We start from the raw sequence: 17,857 nt of genomic DNA on the forward strand, positions 1-17,857 counted from the left end.
GCACCCCGGAGCACGACCGCCCCGGGGTGCGTTCCCAGGCGGACCGGGCAGGATGGGCCCGTGGCCAGGCCCAGCATCGTCCCGATCGCGCTCACCGTCGACGACCGAACCGGCTACACCCTGTGGGCCCCGCCGTGGGAGGAGGACGGCGAGGAGTGGCAGGCCTTCCTCGGGACCTCCGAGGGCGAGACCGCCTCGGTGCACCTGTTCCCCACTCCGGCGGCCCTCGCGGCGTTCTGCCGCACCAGCACCGACCACGACCTCGCCGACCACCCGGTGTGGCCGGTCGTGGCCGGTCTCGGCGCGGAGGACCTGACCCCCGACGACGACCACCGCTACGACCTCGACGGCGTCTACGACATCGCCGCCGAGAACCCCGACCGGTGGGCCGTCGAGGAGCTCGCCGCCACCCTCGACATCGTCAGCCGGCTGGCCGAGTGCCTGGACACCGCCGGCGTCGAGGACGAGGACGGCGCGACCCCGGCCCGGTCCGCCGACGACGACACGGACGACGCGGACGACGACGCGGACGCGGTGGCGGACGAGGACGCCGACGAGGACCTGACCGACGACGACGAGACCGAGTTCCCCGCGCTCGCCGAGCTCGTGGCCCGGCCCGAGATCGGGTCGCTGGGCCTCGGCGTGGAGGCGTTCGTCGGGCGCTCCGGCGAGGACGCGTGGATCGGCGTCGGCGGGGCGCTGGACGACCTCTGGGAGGACGTCATCGAGGAGCTGTCGGTGCACCTGGACTGGACCGGCGCCGGCACGACCACCCTCGAGGCCTACCCCTCGGGGAGCGACGAGGACGACGCCGACGAGGACGCCGACGCCGACGCCGACGAGGACCCGGCCGGGCGGACGGCCGTCCCCGTCGGCGCCCCTGCCCGCGGCGCGGAGGCCACCGTCGCGCGCGGCTCGGACGGCTCGGGCAACCGGCCGGCCGCGGGATCCACGGCGGCCGCGCCGGAGGAGGCGGCGACCGCCGGGGTGAGCACCATCCGCGGCGGCAGCCGGATCACCGCGACCCCGGCCGCCGTGGCCGCGGCGGCGGAGTTCTGGGAGGCCGTCGGCATCCTGCCGGTGGAGCTGGTCGTCCCCGAGGGCTCCGGCGTCACCCTGCGCTGCTACGTCGACGACGTCGCCCGCTTCCTCGGCCGCGACGGCGAGGTGTACCTGTTCGACACCCCGGCCGACCTCGCCCGCTTCTGCGCCGGCGACGAGCAGCACGACCTCACCGAGATCGCGTCCTGGCCGGAGGTCGCCGACACCGACACGATGCCGCTGCCGGCCGAGCAGGACCGCTACGACCTCACCGAGCTGTCGGAGGTGCTCACCGAGGTCGCCGACGGCGCGGCGGGCCTGGTCGGCCACCGGGCGTTCGCCCAGCCCGTCGAGGGTGTGCGCGACGTCGCCGAGTACGCGGGCCTCACCCGGGTCGACGAGCTGCTGGCGCCCACGGAGCCGCTGGGCCGCACGGTGGCCCGCGCCGAGCGCGAGCCCGAGGCCACGCTGCGCGCCGAGGACGCCGCTCCGCTGCGGGCGGCCTGGGACGAGGTCGTGGCGCAGGTCAGCGGAGCGCTGGTCTTCCGGTCCTGACGCCCGTGCCCTGCCCACAGCCATGGGCAGGGCACGAGCGGGCACGCACGACGACGGCGGCCGGCCCCGGGAGTCCCGGGACCGGCCGCCGTCGTCTGTCAGGCCCCGTCCCGGGCCCCACCCCGAGCATGCGAAGGGTGGGGAGGACGGGGTCCCTGCTCAGTCGCGCGCAGGTGCCGGACGGTCGCCCCGCCCGCCGCGCGAGCCCTCACCGGGGCCGCGGTGGCGGTCACGGTCGCCGGAGGGCCGACGGGGACGCTCGCCCTCCCGGCGGGGACGGTCGCCACCCTCGCCGTAGGACCGGCGGGGACGGTCGCCGTCGCGGCGCGGACGCCGGCCGGCGGGACCGCCGTGCGGACGGCGCGACTCGCGGGCCGGCCGCTCGATCGGCTCGACCGCCACGCCCGTGGCCACCAGGTCGGTGATCGGGGCGTCGCCGGGGCGGATGCGGTCGACGCTGGGGTCGACCTTCGCCTGCCGGAACCGCCGCTTGGCCTGACCGACCTGGTCGGGCAGCAGCAGCGAGACCACGACACCGGCGGCGCCGGCGCGGGCCGTGCGGCCCGAGCGGTGCAGGTAGGTCTTGTGGTCGGCCGGCGGGTCGTAGTGCAGGACCAGCGAGACGTCGTCGACGTGGATGCCGCGGGCGGCGACGTCGGTGGCCACGAGGACCGGGCTGCGGGCGTCCATGAACGCCTCGAGCGCCCGCCGCCGGGCCGACTGCGGCAGCCCGCCGTGGATCGCCTCGGCCTTGATGCCGACGGCCTGCAGGTTCTCGGTCAGCCGGTCGACGCCGAGCTGGGTGCGGGCGAACACGATCGTCCGGCCGGGACGCGCGGCCAGCTCCTGGGTCACCGGCACCTTGTCGCGGAAGGCGACGGTGTAGGCGAGGTGCTCGGCGGGCGGGGCGTCGTCGCCGGCCCGCTTGACCTCGTGGCGCGCCGGGTCCTTGAGGTAGCGGCGGACCAGGCTGTCGACCTCGCCGTCCAGCGTGGCCGAGAACAGCAGCCGCTGGGCGTCGGGGCGGGTCTGGTCGAGCAGCTCCTTGACGACGGGCAGGAAGCCGAGGTCGGACATGAAGTCGGCCTCGTCGACGACGCTGACCTCGACCTCGGCGAGGGTGGCCTCGCCCTGGCTGATCAGGTCCTGCAGCCGGCCGGGGGTGGCGACGACGACGTCGACGCCGCGGCGCAGCTGGGTGATCTGGCGGTACATCGAGGCGCCGCCGTAGACGGTGGCGAACTGGACGCCCATGGCCTGGCCGAGCGGCGCCAGGGCGTCGGAGACCTGCTGGGCCAGCTCGCGCGTGGGCACGAGGACCAGCGCGCGGGGAGCGCGCGGGCCGCGGCGGGCGGTGAGGCCCAGGCGGGCCAGCATCGGCAGGCCGAAGGCCAGCGTCTTGCCCGAGCCGGTGGCGGCCTTGCCCAGCACGTCACGCCCGGCGAGCGCGTCGGGCAGGACGGAGGTCTGGATGGCGAAGGGCGCCCGGATGTCGCGCCGCTCCAGAGCGGTCACGAGCGGCTGGGGAAGGCCCAGCTGGGCGAAGGTGGGGCCGGTCGGCTCGGGAGCCGGCGGGGGGGTGCTCTCGAGGTCGAGCTGGGTGTCGAGCTGGGTGTCGAGGACGTCGACGGGGTCGATCAAGGACATGCGGGTGTGGGACTCCGATACAGCTCGGGCGCGTCCCGTGGTGATGGGCGGGCGCCGTCGATCGGCGTCCTCACGGCGGCCACCGGCCCGGACGGGGCGGTCGGCCTGCACGGATGCGCTCATGCCCGGACGGACCGTCCGGGAGGATGACCGGCGAGTGCCGGCACACTGACGATAACAGCGGTGGTCACCGCGCCGTTCCGGCTCCCGCGGTGGCCGTGCTCACCCCGCGCGCAGCGCGTCGTATCCCGGCCGCACGACCTCGGTGAGCAGCCGGGTCCGCGCGACGTCGTCGAGGAAGGCCGCGGCCAGCGCCCGCTCGGTGACCGTCTGCACGTCGTCCCACCCCCAGCCGTGGACGGCGGCGACGTCGGCCACCTCGCTGGTGACCGAGACGCCGCTCATCAGCCGGTTGTCGGTGTTGACCGTGACCGTGAAGCCGAGGGCGTGCAGCCGGGCGATCGGGTGGGCGGCCAGCGAGGCGTAGGCGCCGGTCTGCACGTTCGACGACGGCGCGACCTCCAGCGGCACGCCCTCGTCGAGGACCCGCTGCGCGACGGGGCCGAGCGGGCCGTCGTCGGGCACCTCGTCGGCGATCCGGATGCCGTGGCCCAGCCGCTCGGCGCGGGCACCGTCGAGGGCGGCGCGGATGCTGTCGATGCCGGCGGCCTCCCCCGCGTGGATGGTGCGGTGCGCGCCGGCCCGGTCGAGCAGCGCGATGGCCTCGGGGTGCCGGTCGGGCGGGAAGCCGATCTCCGGCCCGGCCAGGTCGAAGCCGACGACGCCGGCGTCCCGGTACCGCACGACGAGGCCGGCGACCTCCTCCCAGCGGTCGTCCTGCCGCATCGCGCACAGCAGCGCGCCGACGGTGACGGGCGTGCCCGCGGCGGCGGCCTCGGCGCTGCCCGCGGCGAACCCGTCGAGGATCGCCTCCACGGCCTCCTCGATCGGCGTCCCGCCCGCGGTGAGCAGCTCGGGCGCCATGCGGACCTCGGCGTACACGACGCCGTCGGCGGCGAGGTCGAGCGCGCACTCGCGGGCCACCCGGCGCACGGCCTCGGGCCGCTGCATCACGCCGACGGTGTGCGCGAACGTCTCCAGGTAGCGCACCAGCGAGCCGGAGTCGGCGGCCTCCTGGAACCAGGTGCCCAGCTTCGCCGCGTCCCCGGCCGGCAGGTCGCGGTAGCCCGCCTCGTCGGCGAGCTCGACCACCGTCTGCGGCCGCAGCCCGCCGTCGAGGTGGTCGTGCAGGAGGACCTTGGGAGCGCGGCGGATCGAGTCGGGCGTCAGCTGTGCAGGCACGCCGCGACGGTATACAGCCACCGCTCCGGAACCGGGGACGGCTGGCGACCGGGACACGGGGAGGGATCCAGCGCAGGAGGGGGCCGGCACCTGGCCGCGATCGGAGCCCGGAGGGCGACCGTGCTACCGCGTGCCGCGTTCCTGCCAGCGGAAGGTCAGGACGCACAGCACCAGCCCGGCCAGGCACCAGGCGCCCAGCACCAGGGCGACCCGGCCGAGCTCCCAGGTCCCCGCGGGCTCCTGCGCGGCGAGCGCGTCGGGGAGGAACACCGAGCGCAGGCCCTGCGCCATCCACTTGAGCGGGAAGAGCGAGGCGACCGTCTGCATCCAGACCGGCACCTGGCTGAACTGGAAGAAGACGCCGGAGATGAACTGCAGCACCAGCGCGATCGGCGTGACCGTGGCCGACGCCGACCGGCCGTTGCGCGCCAGGCTCGACACCGCGATGCCCAGCAGCGTGCACGCCGCGGCACCGAGCGCGGTGACCCAGGCGAAGGTCAGCCAGTCCGCCCCGGAGGGGAGCTGGACGTCGTAGAACACGGCACCGACGAGCAGCAGGATCGCGATGATCAGCACCGTGACGGCGAGGACCTGCACGACCTTGCCGACGAAGTAGGCGCTGCGCGGCATCGGCGTGCCGTAGAGCGACTTCAGCGTGCCGTCGGCGCGCTCGGTGGCGATGGAGATCGCCATGTTCTGCAGGCTCGCGCCGAGGATGCCCGCGGCGATGACACCGGCGACGAAGTACTGGGTGAAGCTCACCCCGCTGCCGAGGTCGTAGTCGAGCACCGCCCCGAACACGACGAGCAGCAGTACGGGGAACACGAGGGTGAAGACCACCGACTCGCGCTGCCGGAAGAACTCCTTGAGCTCCACCCCGGCGCGGGAGCGGTAGACGGCCGCCAGGGAGGGCAGCGCCGTCCCGGGCCGGGTCGTCGTCCCCGTGGTCTCGGTCGTCGGCACGGCACTCACGCGCGGTCCTCCCCGATCATCTGCAGGTACACGTCCTCGAGGGTCGGCCGGGCCACCGCCAGGTCCGGCACCTCACCGGGGAAGCGCGCAGCGAGGTCGCGGACGAACGCCGTGGGGGTCGCGGTGGCCTGGGAGCGCCGGGCGCCGTCCTCGGACCAGGTGACCACCGCCGGTGCCCGGCCCCGCCCGCCGAGCTCCGCGGGGACGGCGACCTCCGCGAGCCGGCCGCGGGCGATGACGCCGACGCGGTCGGCCAGCGCCTCGGCCTCGTCGAGGTAGTGGGTGGTCAGCAGCATCGTGGTGCCGAGGTCGCGCAGCGAGCGGATCAGCGACCAGAACTGCCGGCGGGCCTCGGGGTCGAAGCCGGTCGTCGGCTCGTCGAGGAACAGCAGGGTGGGTCGGCCGACGATGCCCAGCGCGACGTCGAGCCGGCGGCGCTGGCCACCCGACAGCGACCGGCCGCGCGAGCGGGCCTTCTCCGTCAGGCCGACCAGCTCGAGCACCTCGTCGGGGTCGCGCGGGTCGGGGAAGTAGGACGCCTGGGCGCGGAGCAGCTCGCGGCAGGTCAGCTGGCTGTCGCCGGCACCGGACTGCAGCACGATGCCCAACTGGGCCTTCCAGCGGCGCCCGCCCGAGGCCGGGTCGGTGCCCAGCACGCGCACCTCGCCGCCGTCCCGGTCGCGGAAGCCCTCGCAGATCTCGACCGTCGTCGTCTTGCCGGCGCCGTTGGGGCCCAGCAGCGCGAAGATCTCCCCGCGCCGGATGTCGAGGTCCAGGCCGTCGACGGCGGCCGCGGCGCCGTAGCGCTTCACCAGCCCGCGGACGGAGATGGCCGCGTCCGGGTCCGGCTCTCCCCCGGGTACCGCCGCGAGCTCGCGAGGGGTGGGGAGGAGGGAGTCCTGCTGCACGAGGATCCAGTGTCCTCCCCGGTTGCGGACCGGCGCCGACCGCCCCGATGACCGCGCACGTCCGCGGAGATGACCGCGGCATCTCCGCGGACGCGCACGGGTGGGGTCAGACGGAGATGCGGTCGACCAGCAGCGGCAGCGGCTCGTCGCCGGTGTCGACGCCGACCGCATCCTCCAGCGCCTCCAGCGCCCGCGGGATGCGCGCGGCGTCGTCGGTGTGCAGTTCCAGGAGCGGCTGCCCCTCGGTCACCTGCTCCCCCACCGTCGCCGTCCAGGTGACACCGGCGGCGGCCGAGACCGGGTCCTCCTTGCGCGCCCGGCCGGCACCCAGCCGCCAGGCGGCCACCCCGAGGGCGTAGGCGTCCAGGCGGGTGAGCGTGCCGGTGGCCGGGGCGGTCACCACGTGCCGCTCGGCCGGCTGCGGCAGCGGCGCGTCGGGGTCCCCGCCCTGGGCGGCGATCATCCGGCGCCACACGTCCATCGCCCGGCCGTCGCGCAGGGCGTCGGCGGGGTCGACGTCGGGCCGCCCGGCGCCGGTGAGCATCTCCCGCGCCAGGGCCAGGGTGAGCTCGACGACGTCGGCCGGCCCGCCCCCGGCCAGCACCTCGACCGACTCGGCCACCTCGACGGCGTTGCCCGCGGCCCGGCCGAGCGGGCGGTCCATCGCGGTCACGAGCGCCACGGTGGTGACGCCGGCCGCCTCGCCGAGCCCGACCATCGTGCGGGCCAGCTCGCGGGAGGCCTCGGCGTCCTTCATGAACGCCCCGGACCCGGTCTTGACGTCGAGCACCAGCGCGTCGGCGCCCTCGGCGATCTTCTTGCTCATGATCGAGCTGGCGATCAGCGGGATCGACTCGACCGTCGCGGTCACGTCGCGCAGCGCGTAGAGCTTCTTGTCCGCCGGCGCGAGGTCGTGCCCGGCCGCGCAGATGACCGCGCCCACCTCGGCCAGCTGCCGCAGGTAGGCCTCCTCGTGCACGTCGGCGCGCCAGCCCGGGATGGCCTCGAGCTTGTCCAGCGTGCCGCCGGTGTGGCCCAGACCCCGGCCCGACAGCTGCGGGACCGCCACCCCGCACGCGGCGACCAGCGGCGCGAGCGGCAGCGTGGTCTTGTCGCCCACCCCGCCCGTGGAGTGCTTGTCCGCCGTCGGCCGGCCCAGCGAGGACAGGTCCTTGCGCTCGCCGGAGTCGATCATCGCCTGGGTCCAGACGGCGAGCTCGCCGCTGTCCATCCCGCGGAAGAACACCGCCATGAGCAGCGCGCTCATCTGCTCGTCGGGGACGGTGCCGTCGGTGTAGGCGCCGATCACCCAGCGGATCTGCTCGTCGGTCAGCCGCTGCCCGTCACGCTTGGCGCGCAGCACGTCGATGGCGTCCATGCTCACCCCTGCCCCCGCCCGGCCGCGGCCACGAGGTCCTCGGGGCCGAACGCGTCGGGCAGCACCTCGCGCATCGGCACGATGCCGAGCGACACCGTCTCGATGAGCATCCCGGCGCCGCCGTGCTCCCACAGCAGCTGGCGGCAGCGCCCGCACGGCATGAGCGGCTGCCCGTCGCCGCCCACGCACGCCACCGCGACCAGCCGGCCGCCGCCGGTGCGGGCGAGGTCGCTGACCATCCCGCACTCGGCGCACAGGCCCAGCCCGTAGCTGGCGTTCTCGACGTTGCACCCGGTGACCACCCGGCCGTCGTCGACGAGCCCGGCCACCCCGACGGGGAACCGCGAGTAGGGCGCGTAGGCGTGCGTCATGGCCTCCCGGGCCGCCGCCCGCAGGGCCTCCCAGTCGACGTCCTCCACTAGTGCTCCCCTCGTCGGTAGACCAGTCCGTCGGCCTTCGGCATCCGCAGCCGCTGCGAGGCCAGCGAGAGCACCAGCAGCGTCGTGAGGTGCGGCGTGAAGGACACCAGGCCCGGCGGCAGCTCCTCGACGGTCAGGAACCCGACGAGAGCGGCCGCGGCGACGACGGCGGCGATCCCCGCCGGCAGCAGCTTCCCGCGGCGGGCCTGGACGACGGCGATCACGGCCAGCCCGATCGCGACGAGCAGGAACAGCGCGACGACGGCCGACCGGCTGCGCAGCTGCAGGGCGTCGGTGTAGCCGAACAGCAGGGCACCGGAGGCGAGCCCGCCGGGCCGCCAGTTGCCGAAGATCAGCGCGGCGAGGCCGATGAACCCGCGGCCGTTGACCTGCCCCTCGCGGTAGATCCCGGCGATGAAGACCAGGAACACCCCGCCGAGGCCGGCCAGCGCGCCGGAGATCAGGACGGCGACGTACTTGAGCCGGTACACGGGCACGCCGAGCGAGTCGGCGGCGGCCGGGTTCTCGCCGCACGAGCGGAGCCGCAGGCCGAACGCCGTCCGCCACAGCAGCAGGTAGGACGCCGGGACCAGCAGGACCGCGACGAGCGTCAGCAGGCCGATGCCGCTGGTGAGCCCGCGCAGGATGCCGGCGAGGTCGCTGACGAGGAACCAGTGCTGCCGCTCCAGCGAGCCGAGCAGGTCGGGGCCGGAGGACAGCACCGGGACGGAGAACGACGGCGGTGTGCCGGCGACCGGCGGGGACTGGGTGACGCCACCCCCGGCGGGGTTGTCGGTGTAGACCAGCTCGGAGAGGAACCGCACGACGCCGCCGGCGAGGATGTTGATCGCCACACCGGAGACGACGTGGTCCACGCCGAAGGTCACCGTGGCCACCGCGTGCAGCAGCCCGCCGATCGCGCCGAACAGCAGCCCGCCGATCACGGCGGCACCCCAGCCCCACTGGTAGCCGGCGAACCCGGCGCCCCAGGTGCCGAGGGTCATCATGCCGTCGAGGCCGATGTTGACCACGCCCGCGCGCTCGGAGAACAGGCCGCCCAGCGCGGCCAGGCCGATCGGGACCGCGAGGAGCAGCGTCGCGGCGATGGTCGAGGAGCTGGTGAGTGCCTGCTCGCCGCTGATGACCCGCACCACCGAGAACAGCACCAGGACGCCGACGAGGATCCAGGTGAGCCGGCGCGCCCGGCCGCCGCCGGTGAACAGGTCGGTCAGCGGGCCGCGGCCGGGCCGGGTGCCACTGCCCGGAGAGGTCGCCACGGAGCTCATGCGCCGGTCTCCTGCCGCTCGTCGCTTCGCTGTCCGGCGCCGGTGGTCCGGCTCACGCCGGCCCCGGTGCCCTCGCCGCCGTCCGCCGCGCCGCCGGGGGAGGCGGCGCCGGAGGCCGCCTGCCCGGGCCCGGTGCTGCCGTCGCCGGCGACCGCGGGGCCCGTGGCCGAGCCGCGCTCGGCCGAGCGGCGGGCCACCCGGCGGGCGACCTCGTTGGCGACGACCACGGCGAGCACGATCGTGCCCTGGATGATCGTGACCACCGAGGCGGGGAAGTCCTGGATCTGCAGCGGGACCAGGGACCGGTCGAGGAAGGCGAACAGCAGCGCGCCGAGCGCGATCCCGACCGGCTTGTTGCGGCCGAGCAGGGCGACGGCGATGCCGAGGAAGCCCAGCCCGGTGGTGAAGTCGGTGCTGTAGGCGTGCGTCGAGCCCAGGAGGTCGGGCATCCCGACCAGCCCGGCGACGGCGCCGGAGAGCAGCATCGTCTTGATGACCATGCCGCGGGCGTCGACGCCGCTGGCGCTGGCCGCCGACGGCGACAGACCGGCGGCCCGGAGGTCGAAGCCGAAGCGGGTGCGGTTGAGCAGCACCGCGATCAGCACGCCGACGACGACCGCGACGACGAGGAACCCGAACAGCTGGCGCGGTGGGTTGGCCAGGCCGAGCAGGCCGAAGACGCCGTTGAGGCTGGGCATCCACCCGGACTCGGGGATCTCCGCGGTGCTGACGATCAGCGCCCCCTCGGGGCTCCCCCGGAGCGGGCCGGTCAGCAGGTAGGAGGCGATGCCCAGCGCGATGACGTTGAGCATGATCGAGCTGATGACCTCGCTGACGCCGCGGGTCACCTTGAGCACGGCCACGATCCCGGCCCAGATCGCCGCGACGGCCATCGCCACGACGACGATGAGCAGCACGTGCAGCGGCCCGGGCAGCGCCACGGCGGCCCCGACCGCAGCGGCGAGGATGGTCGCCAGCCGGTACTGGCCCTCGACGCCGATGTTGAACAGGCCCATCCGGAAGGCGATGGCGACCGCCAGGCCGGCGAGGAACAGCGGCACCGCCCGGTTGAGGACCACGACCAGCGCGGTGACCTGCTGGGACGGGGTGTCGCCGAAGTCGACCATGACCGCGAACACCCGGAACGGGTCCACCTGCAGGGCGGCCATGACCGCCGAGGAGATGACGAGCGCGACGACGACGGCGAGGACCGGCGCGAACAGCGCGAAGCCGATCCGGCGGAGGACGGTCACGCCGCACCCGCCGTCGTCCGGGCCCCGGTCATGTACCCGCCGAGCTCCTCGGGGGTGACCGCGGAGGGGTCGAGGGTGGCGACCAGCCGGCCGCGCAGCATGACGTGCAGCGTGTCCGACAGGCCGATGAGCTCGTCGAGGTCCGCCGAGATCAGCAGGATCCCCATCCCCTCCGCGCGGGCCTCCTCGAGCAGCCGCCAGATGGCACCCTGGGCGCCGACGTCGACGCCGCGGGTCGGGTGGGCGGCGAGCAGCAGCCGCGGCGCGGCGCTCATCTCCCGGCCCACGATCAGCTTCTGCTGGTTGCCGCCCGACAGCGCGACGGCCAGCGTGTCCGGGCCGGGCGCGCGGACGTCGTAGTCGCGCATGATCCGGGCGGTGTCGGTGCGGGCGGCGCGGCGGTCGATGAAGGGGCCCTTCACCGCCGGCGGGCGGGTCTGGTGTCCCAGGATCCGGTTCTCCCAGAGCGGCGCCTCGAGCAGCATGCCCTGGCGGTGCCGGTCCTCCGGGATGAAACCGAGGCCGGCCTCGCGGCGGGCCCGGGTGCTCCAGGCGGTGACGTCGTCCCCGGCCAGCAGCACGGTGCCGGCGGCCAGCGCGCGCAGCCCCATGACGGCGTCGACGAGCTCGGCCTGGCCGTTGCCCTCCACGCCGGCGATCCCGACGACCTCGCCCTCGCGGACGGTGAGGGTGACGTCGTCGACCGGGGGGCGGCCGGTGGGCGCGGCGACGGTGACCTCGCGCAGCTGCAGCACGGGCGTCTCGCGGACCGTCGAGGTGCGGATCTCCGGCGAGGGCAGCTCGGAGCCGACCATCATCTCGGCGAGCTGGTGGGCCGTCGTCGTCTTCGGGTCGGCGGTGCCGACGGTGGTGCCGCGGCGGATGACGGTGATCGAGTCGGCCACCTTCCGCACCTCGTCGAGCTTGTGTGAGATGAAGATGACCGTCAGGCCCTCGCGCTTGAGCTCGGCGAGGTTGCCGAACAGCTCGTCGACCTCCTGCGGCACGAGGACCGCGGTCGGCTCGTCGAGGATCAGCGTCGTGGCGCCGCGGTAGAGCACCTTGGCGATCTCGACCCGCTGCCGGTCGCCGACGCCGAGGTCCTCGACGAGGACGTCGGGGTCGAGGCCCAGGGCGTAGGCGTCGGAGATCTCCCGGATGCGGCGGCGGGCCTCGGCGCGGTCCAGGCGGCCGCCCCTCGTCGGCTCGCTGCCCAGGACCACGTTCTCCAGCACGGTGAAGTTGTCGGCGAGCATGAAGTGCTGGTGCACCATGCCGATCCCCGCGGCGATCGCGTCGGCCGGGCTGCGGAAGTGCACCTCGCGCCCGTGCAGCAGGATCTGGCCCTCGTCGGGGCGGTGCATGCCGTAGAGGGTCTTCATCAGCGTCGACTTGCCGGCGCCGTTCTCCCCCACGATCGCGTGCACCTCGCCACGCCGGACGCGCAGCTCGATGTCCTTGTTCGCGACCACGCCGGGGAACCGCTTGGTGATGCCGCGCAGCTCCACGGCCAGCGGCGCGCTGCCGCCGTCCGGACCGCCGCCGTCCTCCGTCAGGCCGGTCGGCACGGGACCGTCCGAGGTGCCTGCTGTGGCCATGGTGGGCCCTTCCTGCGTCGCTGCGGTCCGCGGGTGCGCGGGCTCGCGTCCACTCTGCTGCACCGGGGCCGCGGGATCGACCGTGACCCGGTGTCGTGCCCCGGGTGGGTGCACCGCCGCCGGGCCCGTGCGGGCCGGCGCCGGTCAGGCATTCTCCCCGGCGCCGTCGACGGCCGGGTGTCCCCCCTCACGACGACGGCGGGCCCGGGGGCGTGTGCTCCCCCCGGACCCGCCGTCTGCGTGTGCTCCGCGGTCAGCCGGCGCGGTGGCCGGCCGGCGTCACGGGGTGGTCGGGACCTCGATCTCGCCGTCGACGATCTGCTGGCGGTAGTCGTCGATCGTGTCCTGGATGTCGTCGATGAAGCCGCCCGAGGTGGCCAGGCCGACGCCGTCCTGCTCCAGGTCGTAGGTGATGTCCGTACCGCCCTCGACGCTGCCGTCGACGTAGGAGTCGATGAACGACGACACCGCGGTGTCGACGCGCTTGAGCATCGAGGTCAGGATGACCGCCTGCAGCGCCGGGTCGTCGACCGTCTGGTACTGGTCGGAGTCGACGCCGATGGCCCGCTTGCCGGCCGCCGCGGCCGCCTGGAAGACGCCCTGACCCGAGCCGCCCGCCGCGTGGTAGACGATGTCGGCGCCGGCCTCGTACATGCCCTGCGCCACGAGCAGGCCGCGGTCGGGGGCGTTGAAGCCGGAGAAGTCACCCTCGGGGGAGATGTACTGCCGGTCGATGATGACGTCCGGCTTCACGGCCTGGGCGCCGGCCACGTAGCCGGCCTCGAACTTCTGGATCAGCGTGGACTGCACCCCGCCGACGAAGCCGATGTGGCCGGTCTCGGACTTCGTCGCCGCCGCGACGCCGGCGAGGAAGGAGCCCTGCTCCTCGCTGAACAGCAGGCCGGTGAGGTTGTCGGCGCCGACGGCCTCCGCCGAGGAGTCGATGATGGCGAACGTCGTGTCGGGGTACTGCTCGACGACGTCGCCGATGACCTCGCCGTAGGCGAAGCCGACCGCGATGATCGGGTTGTAGCCCTCGTCGGCCAGCTGGGTCAGCAGGTCGGCGCGGTTGGAGGCGTCGGCGTTGGGGCTGAGGTCCTGGAACTCGCCGCCGTGCTCCTCGACGGCGGCCTCCAGGCCGACGACCGCCGCGTCGTTGAACGAGCGGTCACCGCGGCCGCCGGTGTCGAAGGCCAGGCCGATGCGCAGTTCCTCGGCGCTGCCGCCGCCGCCCTCGCCGCCACCGCCGCCGCCGCTGGGCTCGTCACTGGCACAGGCCGCCAGGGCCATGCTGCCGGCCAGCAGCAGCGCTGCGGCCTTCATCTTCCGCGCTCGGCGCAAGACGATCTCCTCTCTGGAGGGAGCTGCCCGCACAGACGCGGTGGGCGCTCCCGTGGGTCCTGGTCGCGGCCGCCCGGAGGCGCCCGCCCGGACGTGGACGACTCGGGCACGCTAACCGCGCTCCCCGGCCGGGCTGCCCTCCGTGCGGCGGACCGAGACGCGATCGTTGCGAACCGGCGCACCGCGGCGCCCCGCGTCGCGGCCTCCGACCGCCCCGCCGGCTGCGCTCCCGGCCGCGCGGCTACCGTCCCGGACCGTGCGGCGACGAGGGGGTGCGCGGCGCGTCCTGCTGGCCGCGCTGGTGCTCCTGCTCGCCGTCCTCGGGGCCGTTCCGGCGGCCGCCGCGCCGGGCACGCCGCGCCCCACGGTCGACCCCGCGGCCCCGACCCCGACCGCTCCGCTCCCGGGCGGGCCGCCGCAGGGCTCCGGCCCCGGTGGGGTCACCGTCGGCGGGGAGGGTCTCGACACCCGCGGCACGGTCGTCGTCGACGGCGCCCCGCCGGTGCCCGACGGCGTCGTCGCGGCCGGCTGGCTGGTGGCCGACGCCGGCACCGGCGACGTGCTGGCCGCCCGCGACCCGCACGGCCGCTACTACCCGGCCAGCACGCTCAAGACGCTGACGCTGCTCACCCTGGCCCACCGGCTCGACCCCGCGCTGGTCGTCGAGGGCACCTCCGAGGACGAGCAGGTGGAGGGCAGCCGGGTCGGGATGGTCACCGGCGGCCGCTACCCGGTGTCGCTGCTGTTCCAGGCGCTGGTGCTGCAGTCGGGCAACGACGCCGCCAACGCCCTCGCCCGGGCCTTCGGCGGCACGCAGGCCACCGTGCAGGCGATGAACGCCACCGCGCTGGAGATGGGCGCCTTCGACACGGTCGTGGGGACGCCGTCGGGCCTCGACGTCGCCGGGCAGTCCTCCTCGCCCTACGACCTGGCGCTGTTCTTCCGCGCGCTGGTCGCCGATCCGCTCACCGCGGGGATCCTGGCCACGCCGCTCGCGGAGATGCCCGGCGTCGAGGGCCGGTCCGCCGGCTTCCAGATCCAGAACCAGAACCCGCTGGCCGGCTACCCCGGCGGCCTGGGCGGCAAGACCGGCTTCACCGACGCCGCCCGGCACACCTTCGTCACGGCCGCCGAGCGCGACGGCCGCCGGCTCGTCGTCAGCCTGATGGGCACCGAGAACGTGCCGCTGCGCGCCGCCGACCAGGCCGCGCTGCTGCTCGACTGGGGTTTCGCCGTCCCGCCGTCGCAGGGCGGGGTGGGCACGCTGGTGGGCTCCGCGGCCGACGTGGCACCGCCCGCGCCGACGCCGTCCGCCGCCCCCTCGCCCGCTGGCCCCGCCGACGTCGCCGCCGGCCCGCCCGCGCCGTCGCCCCCCGCCTCCGACGGCCCGCCGGCCCTCGGCGCGGTGGCGCTGGGCGCGGCGGCGGTCGCCGTGGTGGCCGCGACCGTCATCGGCCAACGGCGGGCGATGCGCCCGAGGCCGCGCCCGACCGTGCGCCCGCCCGTGCCCCCGACCCGGCCGGCACCGGGGGCTCCTCCTCCGGGGCGCCGGGGACCACCGGCTGGAGGGACGGGAGGGTCGCCGTCCACGCGGCCGTGAAGAACGCGAAGCGGATGACGAGGTTGATCCAGACCAGGATGCCGACCGCTCCGCCGAAGGCCGACGAGGTGACGCTGCCGGAGATGAGCGAGAGGTAGAGGCTGCCCAGCAGCTTCATCACCTCGAAGCCGGCCGCGCCGAACACGGCGCCGGGCAGCAGCCGCCGCAGCGGGTGCGACGTCGAGGGCACCACGCGCAGGAGCCACAGGAAGACCACGACGTCGCCGACGAAGGCCACCGCGATGCCGAGCAGGTTGGTGGCGACCGCCCAGCCGCCCGCGTCCCGGATCCCGAACAGCGACAGCACGCCCGCGGTCGCCTGGGTGGCGAACCCGGTCAGCCCGATGCTGGCCAGGCCGGCGGCGCCGAGGGCGACCAGCGCGACGACGTCGGCGACGTTGTCCTTCCAGAACTCCGGCTCGTCGGCCGCCCCCTTCCAGGTGCGCTCCATGCCGATGCGGAGCTTGTCCATCGCGCGCAGCCCGGCGTAGAGGAAGCCCGCCGCCCCGAGCAGCCCGGTGAGACCGGCCGCGCCGACCGTGGAGCGCAGCTCCTCGACGATCTGCCGGCCGGTCGAGCCGGGGAAGGCCTCGCGGATCGCGGTGTAGAGCTCCTTCTGCAGCAGCGCGTCCCCGGACAGGACCAGCGCGATGATCGACGCGACCAGCAGCAGCACGGGAAAGAGCCCGAGGAAGACGAAGTAGGTGACCCCGGCGGCCATGAGGTCGCCCTGCGTGCGGGTGTAACGGCCCCCGGCGCGGGCCAGGTGGTCGAACCACGGCCACAGGCGGCGCAGTGCGTCGACGGCGTCGGTGACCCGGGTGCCGAGCCCGGTGATGCGGGTCCACGGCGTGCGGACGGCGTCGCCGGTCGCCTCGGCCGCGCGCGGCCGGTCCTCCCTCGGTGCACCCACCGCTCCGAGTCTCGTCCCTGCGCGTGGACGCCGCGCGAGGTCACCGGTGCGGCGGCCCCGTCAGCGGGTACTCGCGGGCGACCGCCCAGGTGCCGGTGGGCGTCTGCTCGAACTCGGTGAACGAGGTGACGCGGAACTCGGCGGAGAGGTCGCCCAGGCCGGTGTAGGCCAGCTCGAGCATGTCCCGCGGCACGTCGTGGGCCACGGTCACGTGCGGGTGGTACGGGAAGGACAGCGTGCGGGCCAGCGGGCCGGAGCGGACGTCGTTGGCCAGCAGCTCGCAGTTGCCGATGCCCCGCGCGACGGCGACGAAGACGACGTCGGAGACCGGCATGAACGTGCCGGTGCCCGACAGGTGCATGTCGAAGGGCGGGTGGCCGGCGGCGACCCGGGTCAGGTGCTCGGTGATGCCGTCCCGGTCGGCGCGCGGCACCTCGGTGGGCGGCAGGAGCGTCACGTGCGGTGGCACGAGGGTGGCCTGCTGGTCGCCCACCTTCGAGCGCCAGTCGACCAGCAGCTGCGCCCACGGCTCGGGCACCGGCACCAGCACCCCGACGACGGAGGTCTGCGGCGGCGTCGTCCGGCTGCGCGGGACGAAGGTGTCGTCGTTCACGAGACCGTCACCGGTGGCAGGAAGCCGACCTTCTCGTGGACCGTGCGGACGGTCTGCCCGGCGACCTCGCGGGCCCGGGCGGCACCGGCGGCCAGCAGCCGCTCCAGCTCGGCACGGTCGTCGAGCAGCTCCTGCGTGCGCTCGCGGACCGGGGTGACGAACTCGGTGACGACCTCGGCGAGCTCCTTCTTCAGGTCGCCGTAGCCGCGGCCGGCGAAGTGCTCCTCGAGCTCGGCCGCCGATCGGCCCGACAGCGCGCCGTGGATGGCCAGCAGGTTGGTGACGCCCGGCTTGCCCACCGGGTCGGCCACCACCTCGCGGCCGGTGTCGGTGACCGCCGAGCGGATCTTCTTCGCCGTCACCTTCGGGTCGTCGAGCAGGAACACGCAGCCGGCCGGCGGCAGGCTCTTGCTCATCTTCTTCTCGGGCGACTGCAGGTCGAGGACCTTCGCCGCGCCCTGCGGGATCCGCGCGGCGGGCAGGGTGAAGGTGTCGCCGAAGCGGCCGTTGAACCGGGTGGCGAGGTCGCGGGTGAGCTCGAGGTGCTGGCGCTGGTCCTCGCCCACGGGCACCTCGTCGGCCTGGTAGACGAGGATGTCGGCGGCCTGCAGCACCGGGTAGGTGAACAGCCCGACCGACGAGCCGCCGGCGCCCTCCCGCTGGCTCTTGTCCTTGAACTGCGTCATCCGGCTGGCCTCGCCGAAGCGGGCGATGCACTCGAGCACCCAGGACAGCTGGACGTGCTCGGGGACGTGGCTCTGCACGAACAGCGTGCTGCGCTGCGGGTCCACCCCGAGGGCCAGCAGCTGGGCCGCCGAGACCAGGGTGTTCCGGCGCAGCGCGTCGGGGTCCCAGTCCATCGTGATCGCGTGCTGGTCGACCACGCAGTAGAACGCCTCGGCGGTGTCCTGCAGGGCGACCCACTGCCGCAGCGCACCGAGGTAGTTCCCGAGGTGGAAGGAGCCCGCCGTCGGCTGGATGCCGGAGAGGACACGGGGCCGGGACGTGGAGGGCGGTGGCACGACGGCCAT

14 protein-coding genes and 1 pseudogene are annotated in these 17,857 nt (G+C 75.0%); 2 read left to right on the top strand and 13 right to left on the bottom strand.

Going from position 1 to position 17,857, the window contains the following annotated elements; translation table 11 throughout:
* Window positions 1-60 precede the first annotated feature (60 nt).
* Entirely contained in the window at window positions 61-1,596 is a 1,536-nt protein-coding gene (locus HLV61_RS17170) for a hypothetical protein (RefSeq protein WP_369257592.1), read from the top strand.
* Window positions 1,597-1,755: 159 nt separating this feature from the next.
* Here the strand turns inward: HLV61_RS17170 and HLV61_RS17175 are convergent, their stop codons facing one another.
* From HLV61_RS17175 to HLV61_RS17220, 10 genes are all read right to left on the bottom strand, one after another.
* Window positions 1,756-3,243 (bottom strand): DEAD/DEAH box helicase, encoded by a 1,488-nt coding sequence (locus HLV61_RS17175; RefSeq protein ID WP_369257594.1) that lies wholly within the window; start codon window positions 3,241-3,243, stop codon window positions 1,756-1,758.
* Window positions 3,244-3,465: 222 nt separating this feature from the next.
* The gene (locus HLV61_RS17180) at window positions 3,466-4,545 is read right to left on the bottom strand and encodes an adenosine deaminase (protein ID WP_369257596.1); all 1,080 of its coding nucleotides are present in this window, start codon (window positions 4,543-4,545) and stop codon (window positions 3,466-3,468) included.
* Window positions 4,546-4,668: 123 nt separating this feature from the next.
* Window positions 4,669-5,517 (bottom strand): ABC transporter permease, encoded by an 849-nt coding sequence (locus HLV61_RS17185; protein WP_369257598.1) that lies wholly within the window; start codon window positions 5,515-5,517, stop codon window positions 4,669-4,671.
* A complete protein-coding gene (locus tag HLV61_RS17190; RefSeq protein ID WP_369257600.1) occupies window positions 5,514-6,425 on the bottom strand; it encodes an ABC transporter ATP-binding protein in 912 nt (303 codons plus the stop codon). Before HLV61_RS17190 ends, HLV61_RS17185 begins: the two co-directional genes overlap by 4 nt.
* 106 nt (window positions 6,426-6,531) lie before the next feature.
* On the bottom strand, window positions 6,532-7,803 hold the full coding sequence (locus tag HLV61_RS17195) for a thymidine phosphorylase (RefSeq protein WP_369257602.1): 1,272 nt from the start codon (window positions 7,801-7,803) through the stop codon (window positions 6,532-6,534).
* A gap of 2 nt (window positions 7,804-7,805) precedes the next feature.
* Window positions 7,806-8,222, bottom strand: a complete 417-nt coding sequence (locus HLV61_RS17200) for a cytidine deaminase (RefSeq protein ID WP_369257604.1) — start codon at window positions 8,220-8,222, stop codon at window positions 7,806-7,808.
* Window positions 8,222-9,508 carry an ABC transporter permease gene (locus HLV61_RS17205; protein WP_369257606.1) on the bottom strand — a complete coding sequence of 429 codons (1,287 nt, stop codon included), beginning with the start codon at window positions 9,506-9,508 and terminating at the stop codon, window positions 8,222-8,224. The genes HLV61_RS17200 and HLV61_RS17205 overlap by 1 nt, the downstream gene beginning before the upstream one ends.
* Window positions 9,505-10,761 (bottom strand): ABC transporter permease, encoded by a 1,257-nt coding sequence (locus tag HLV61_RS17210; RefSeq protein WP_369257608.1) that lies wholly within the window; start codon window positions 10,759-10,761, stop codon window positions 9,505-9,507. Before HLV61_RS17210 ends, HLV61_RS17205 begins: the two co-directional genes overlap by 4 nt.
* On the bottom strand, window positions 10,758-12,359 hold the full coding sequence (locus HLV61_RS17215) for an ABC transporter ATP-binding protein (RefSeq protein WP_369257610.1): 1,602 nt from the start codon (window positions 12,357-12,359) through the stop codon (window positions 10,758-10,760). Before HLV61_RS17215 ends, HLV61_RS17210 begins: the two co-directional genes overlap by 4 nt.
* A 279-nt stretch (window positions 12,360-12,638) precedes the next feature.
* Complete coding sequence (locus HLV61_RS17220; protein ID WP_369257612.1) at window positions 12,639-13,700, bottom strand: BMP family lipoprotein; 1,062 nt, start codon at window positions 13,698-13,700, stop codon at window positions 12,639-12,641.
* 256 nt (window positions 13,701-13,956) lie between these two features.
* Here HLV61_RS17220 and HLV61_RS17225 point away from each other — a divergent pair, with 256 nt between their 5' ends.
* Window positions 13,957-15,300 carry a D-alanyl-D-alanine carboxypeptidase family protein gene (locus tag HLV61_RS17225; RefSeq protein ID WP_369257614.1) on the top strand — a complete coding sequence of 448 codons (1,344 nt, stop codon included), beginning with the start codon at window positions 13,957-13,959 and terminating at the stop codon, window positions 15,298-15,300.
* 31 nt (window positions 15,301-15,331) lie between these two features.
* Here the strand turns inward: HLV61_RS17225 and HLV61_RS17230 are convergent.
* The 3 genes and pseudogenes from HLV61_RS17230 to trpS form a co-directional block, all read right to left on the bottom strand.
* Window positions 15,332-16,021: pseudogene (locus HLV61_RS17230) on the bottom strand (YihY/virulence factor BrkB family protein); the annotation flags it as partial.
* 232 nt (window positions 16,022-16,253) lie between these two features.
* A complete protein-coding gene (locus HLV61_RS17235; protein ID WP_369257616.1) occupies window positions 16,254-16,826 on the bottom strand; it encodes a 2'-5' RNA ligase family protein in 573 nt (190 codons plus the stop codon).
* On the bottom strand, window positions 16,823-17,848 hold the full coding sequence (gene trpS / locus HLV61_RS17240) for a tryptophan--tRNA ligase (protein ID WP_369257618.1): 1,026 nt from the start codon (window positions 17,846-17,848) through the stop codon (window positions 16,823-16,825). Before trpS ends, HLV61_RS17235 begins: the two co-directional genes overlap by 4 nt.
* Window positions 17,849-17,857 lie beyond the last annotated feature (9 nt).

Source organism: Geodermatophilus amargosae, assembly GCF_041028265.1.
GTDB classification, from domain to species: Bacteria; Actinomycetota; Actinomycetes; order Mycobacteriales; family Geodermatophilaceae; genus Geodermatophilus; species Geodermatophilus amargosae_A.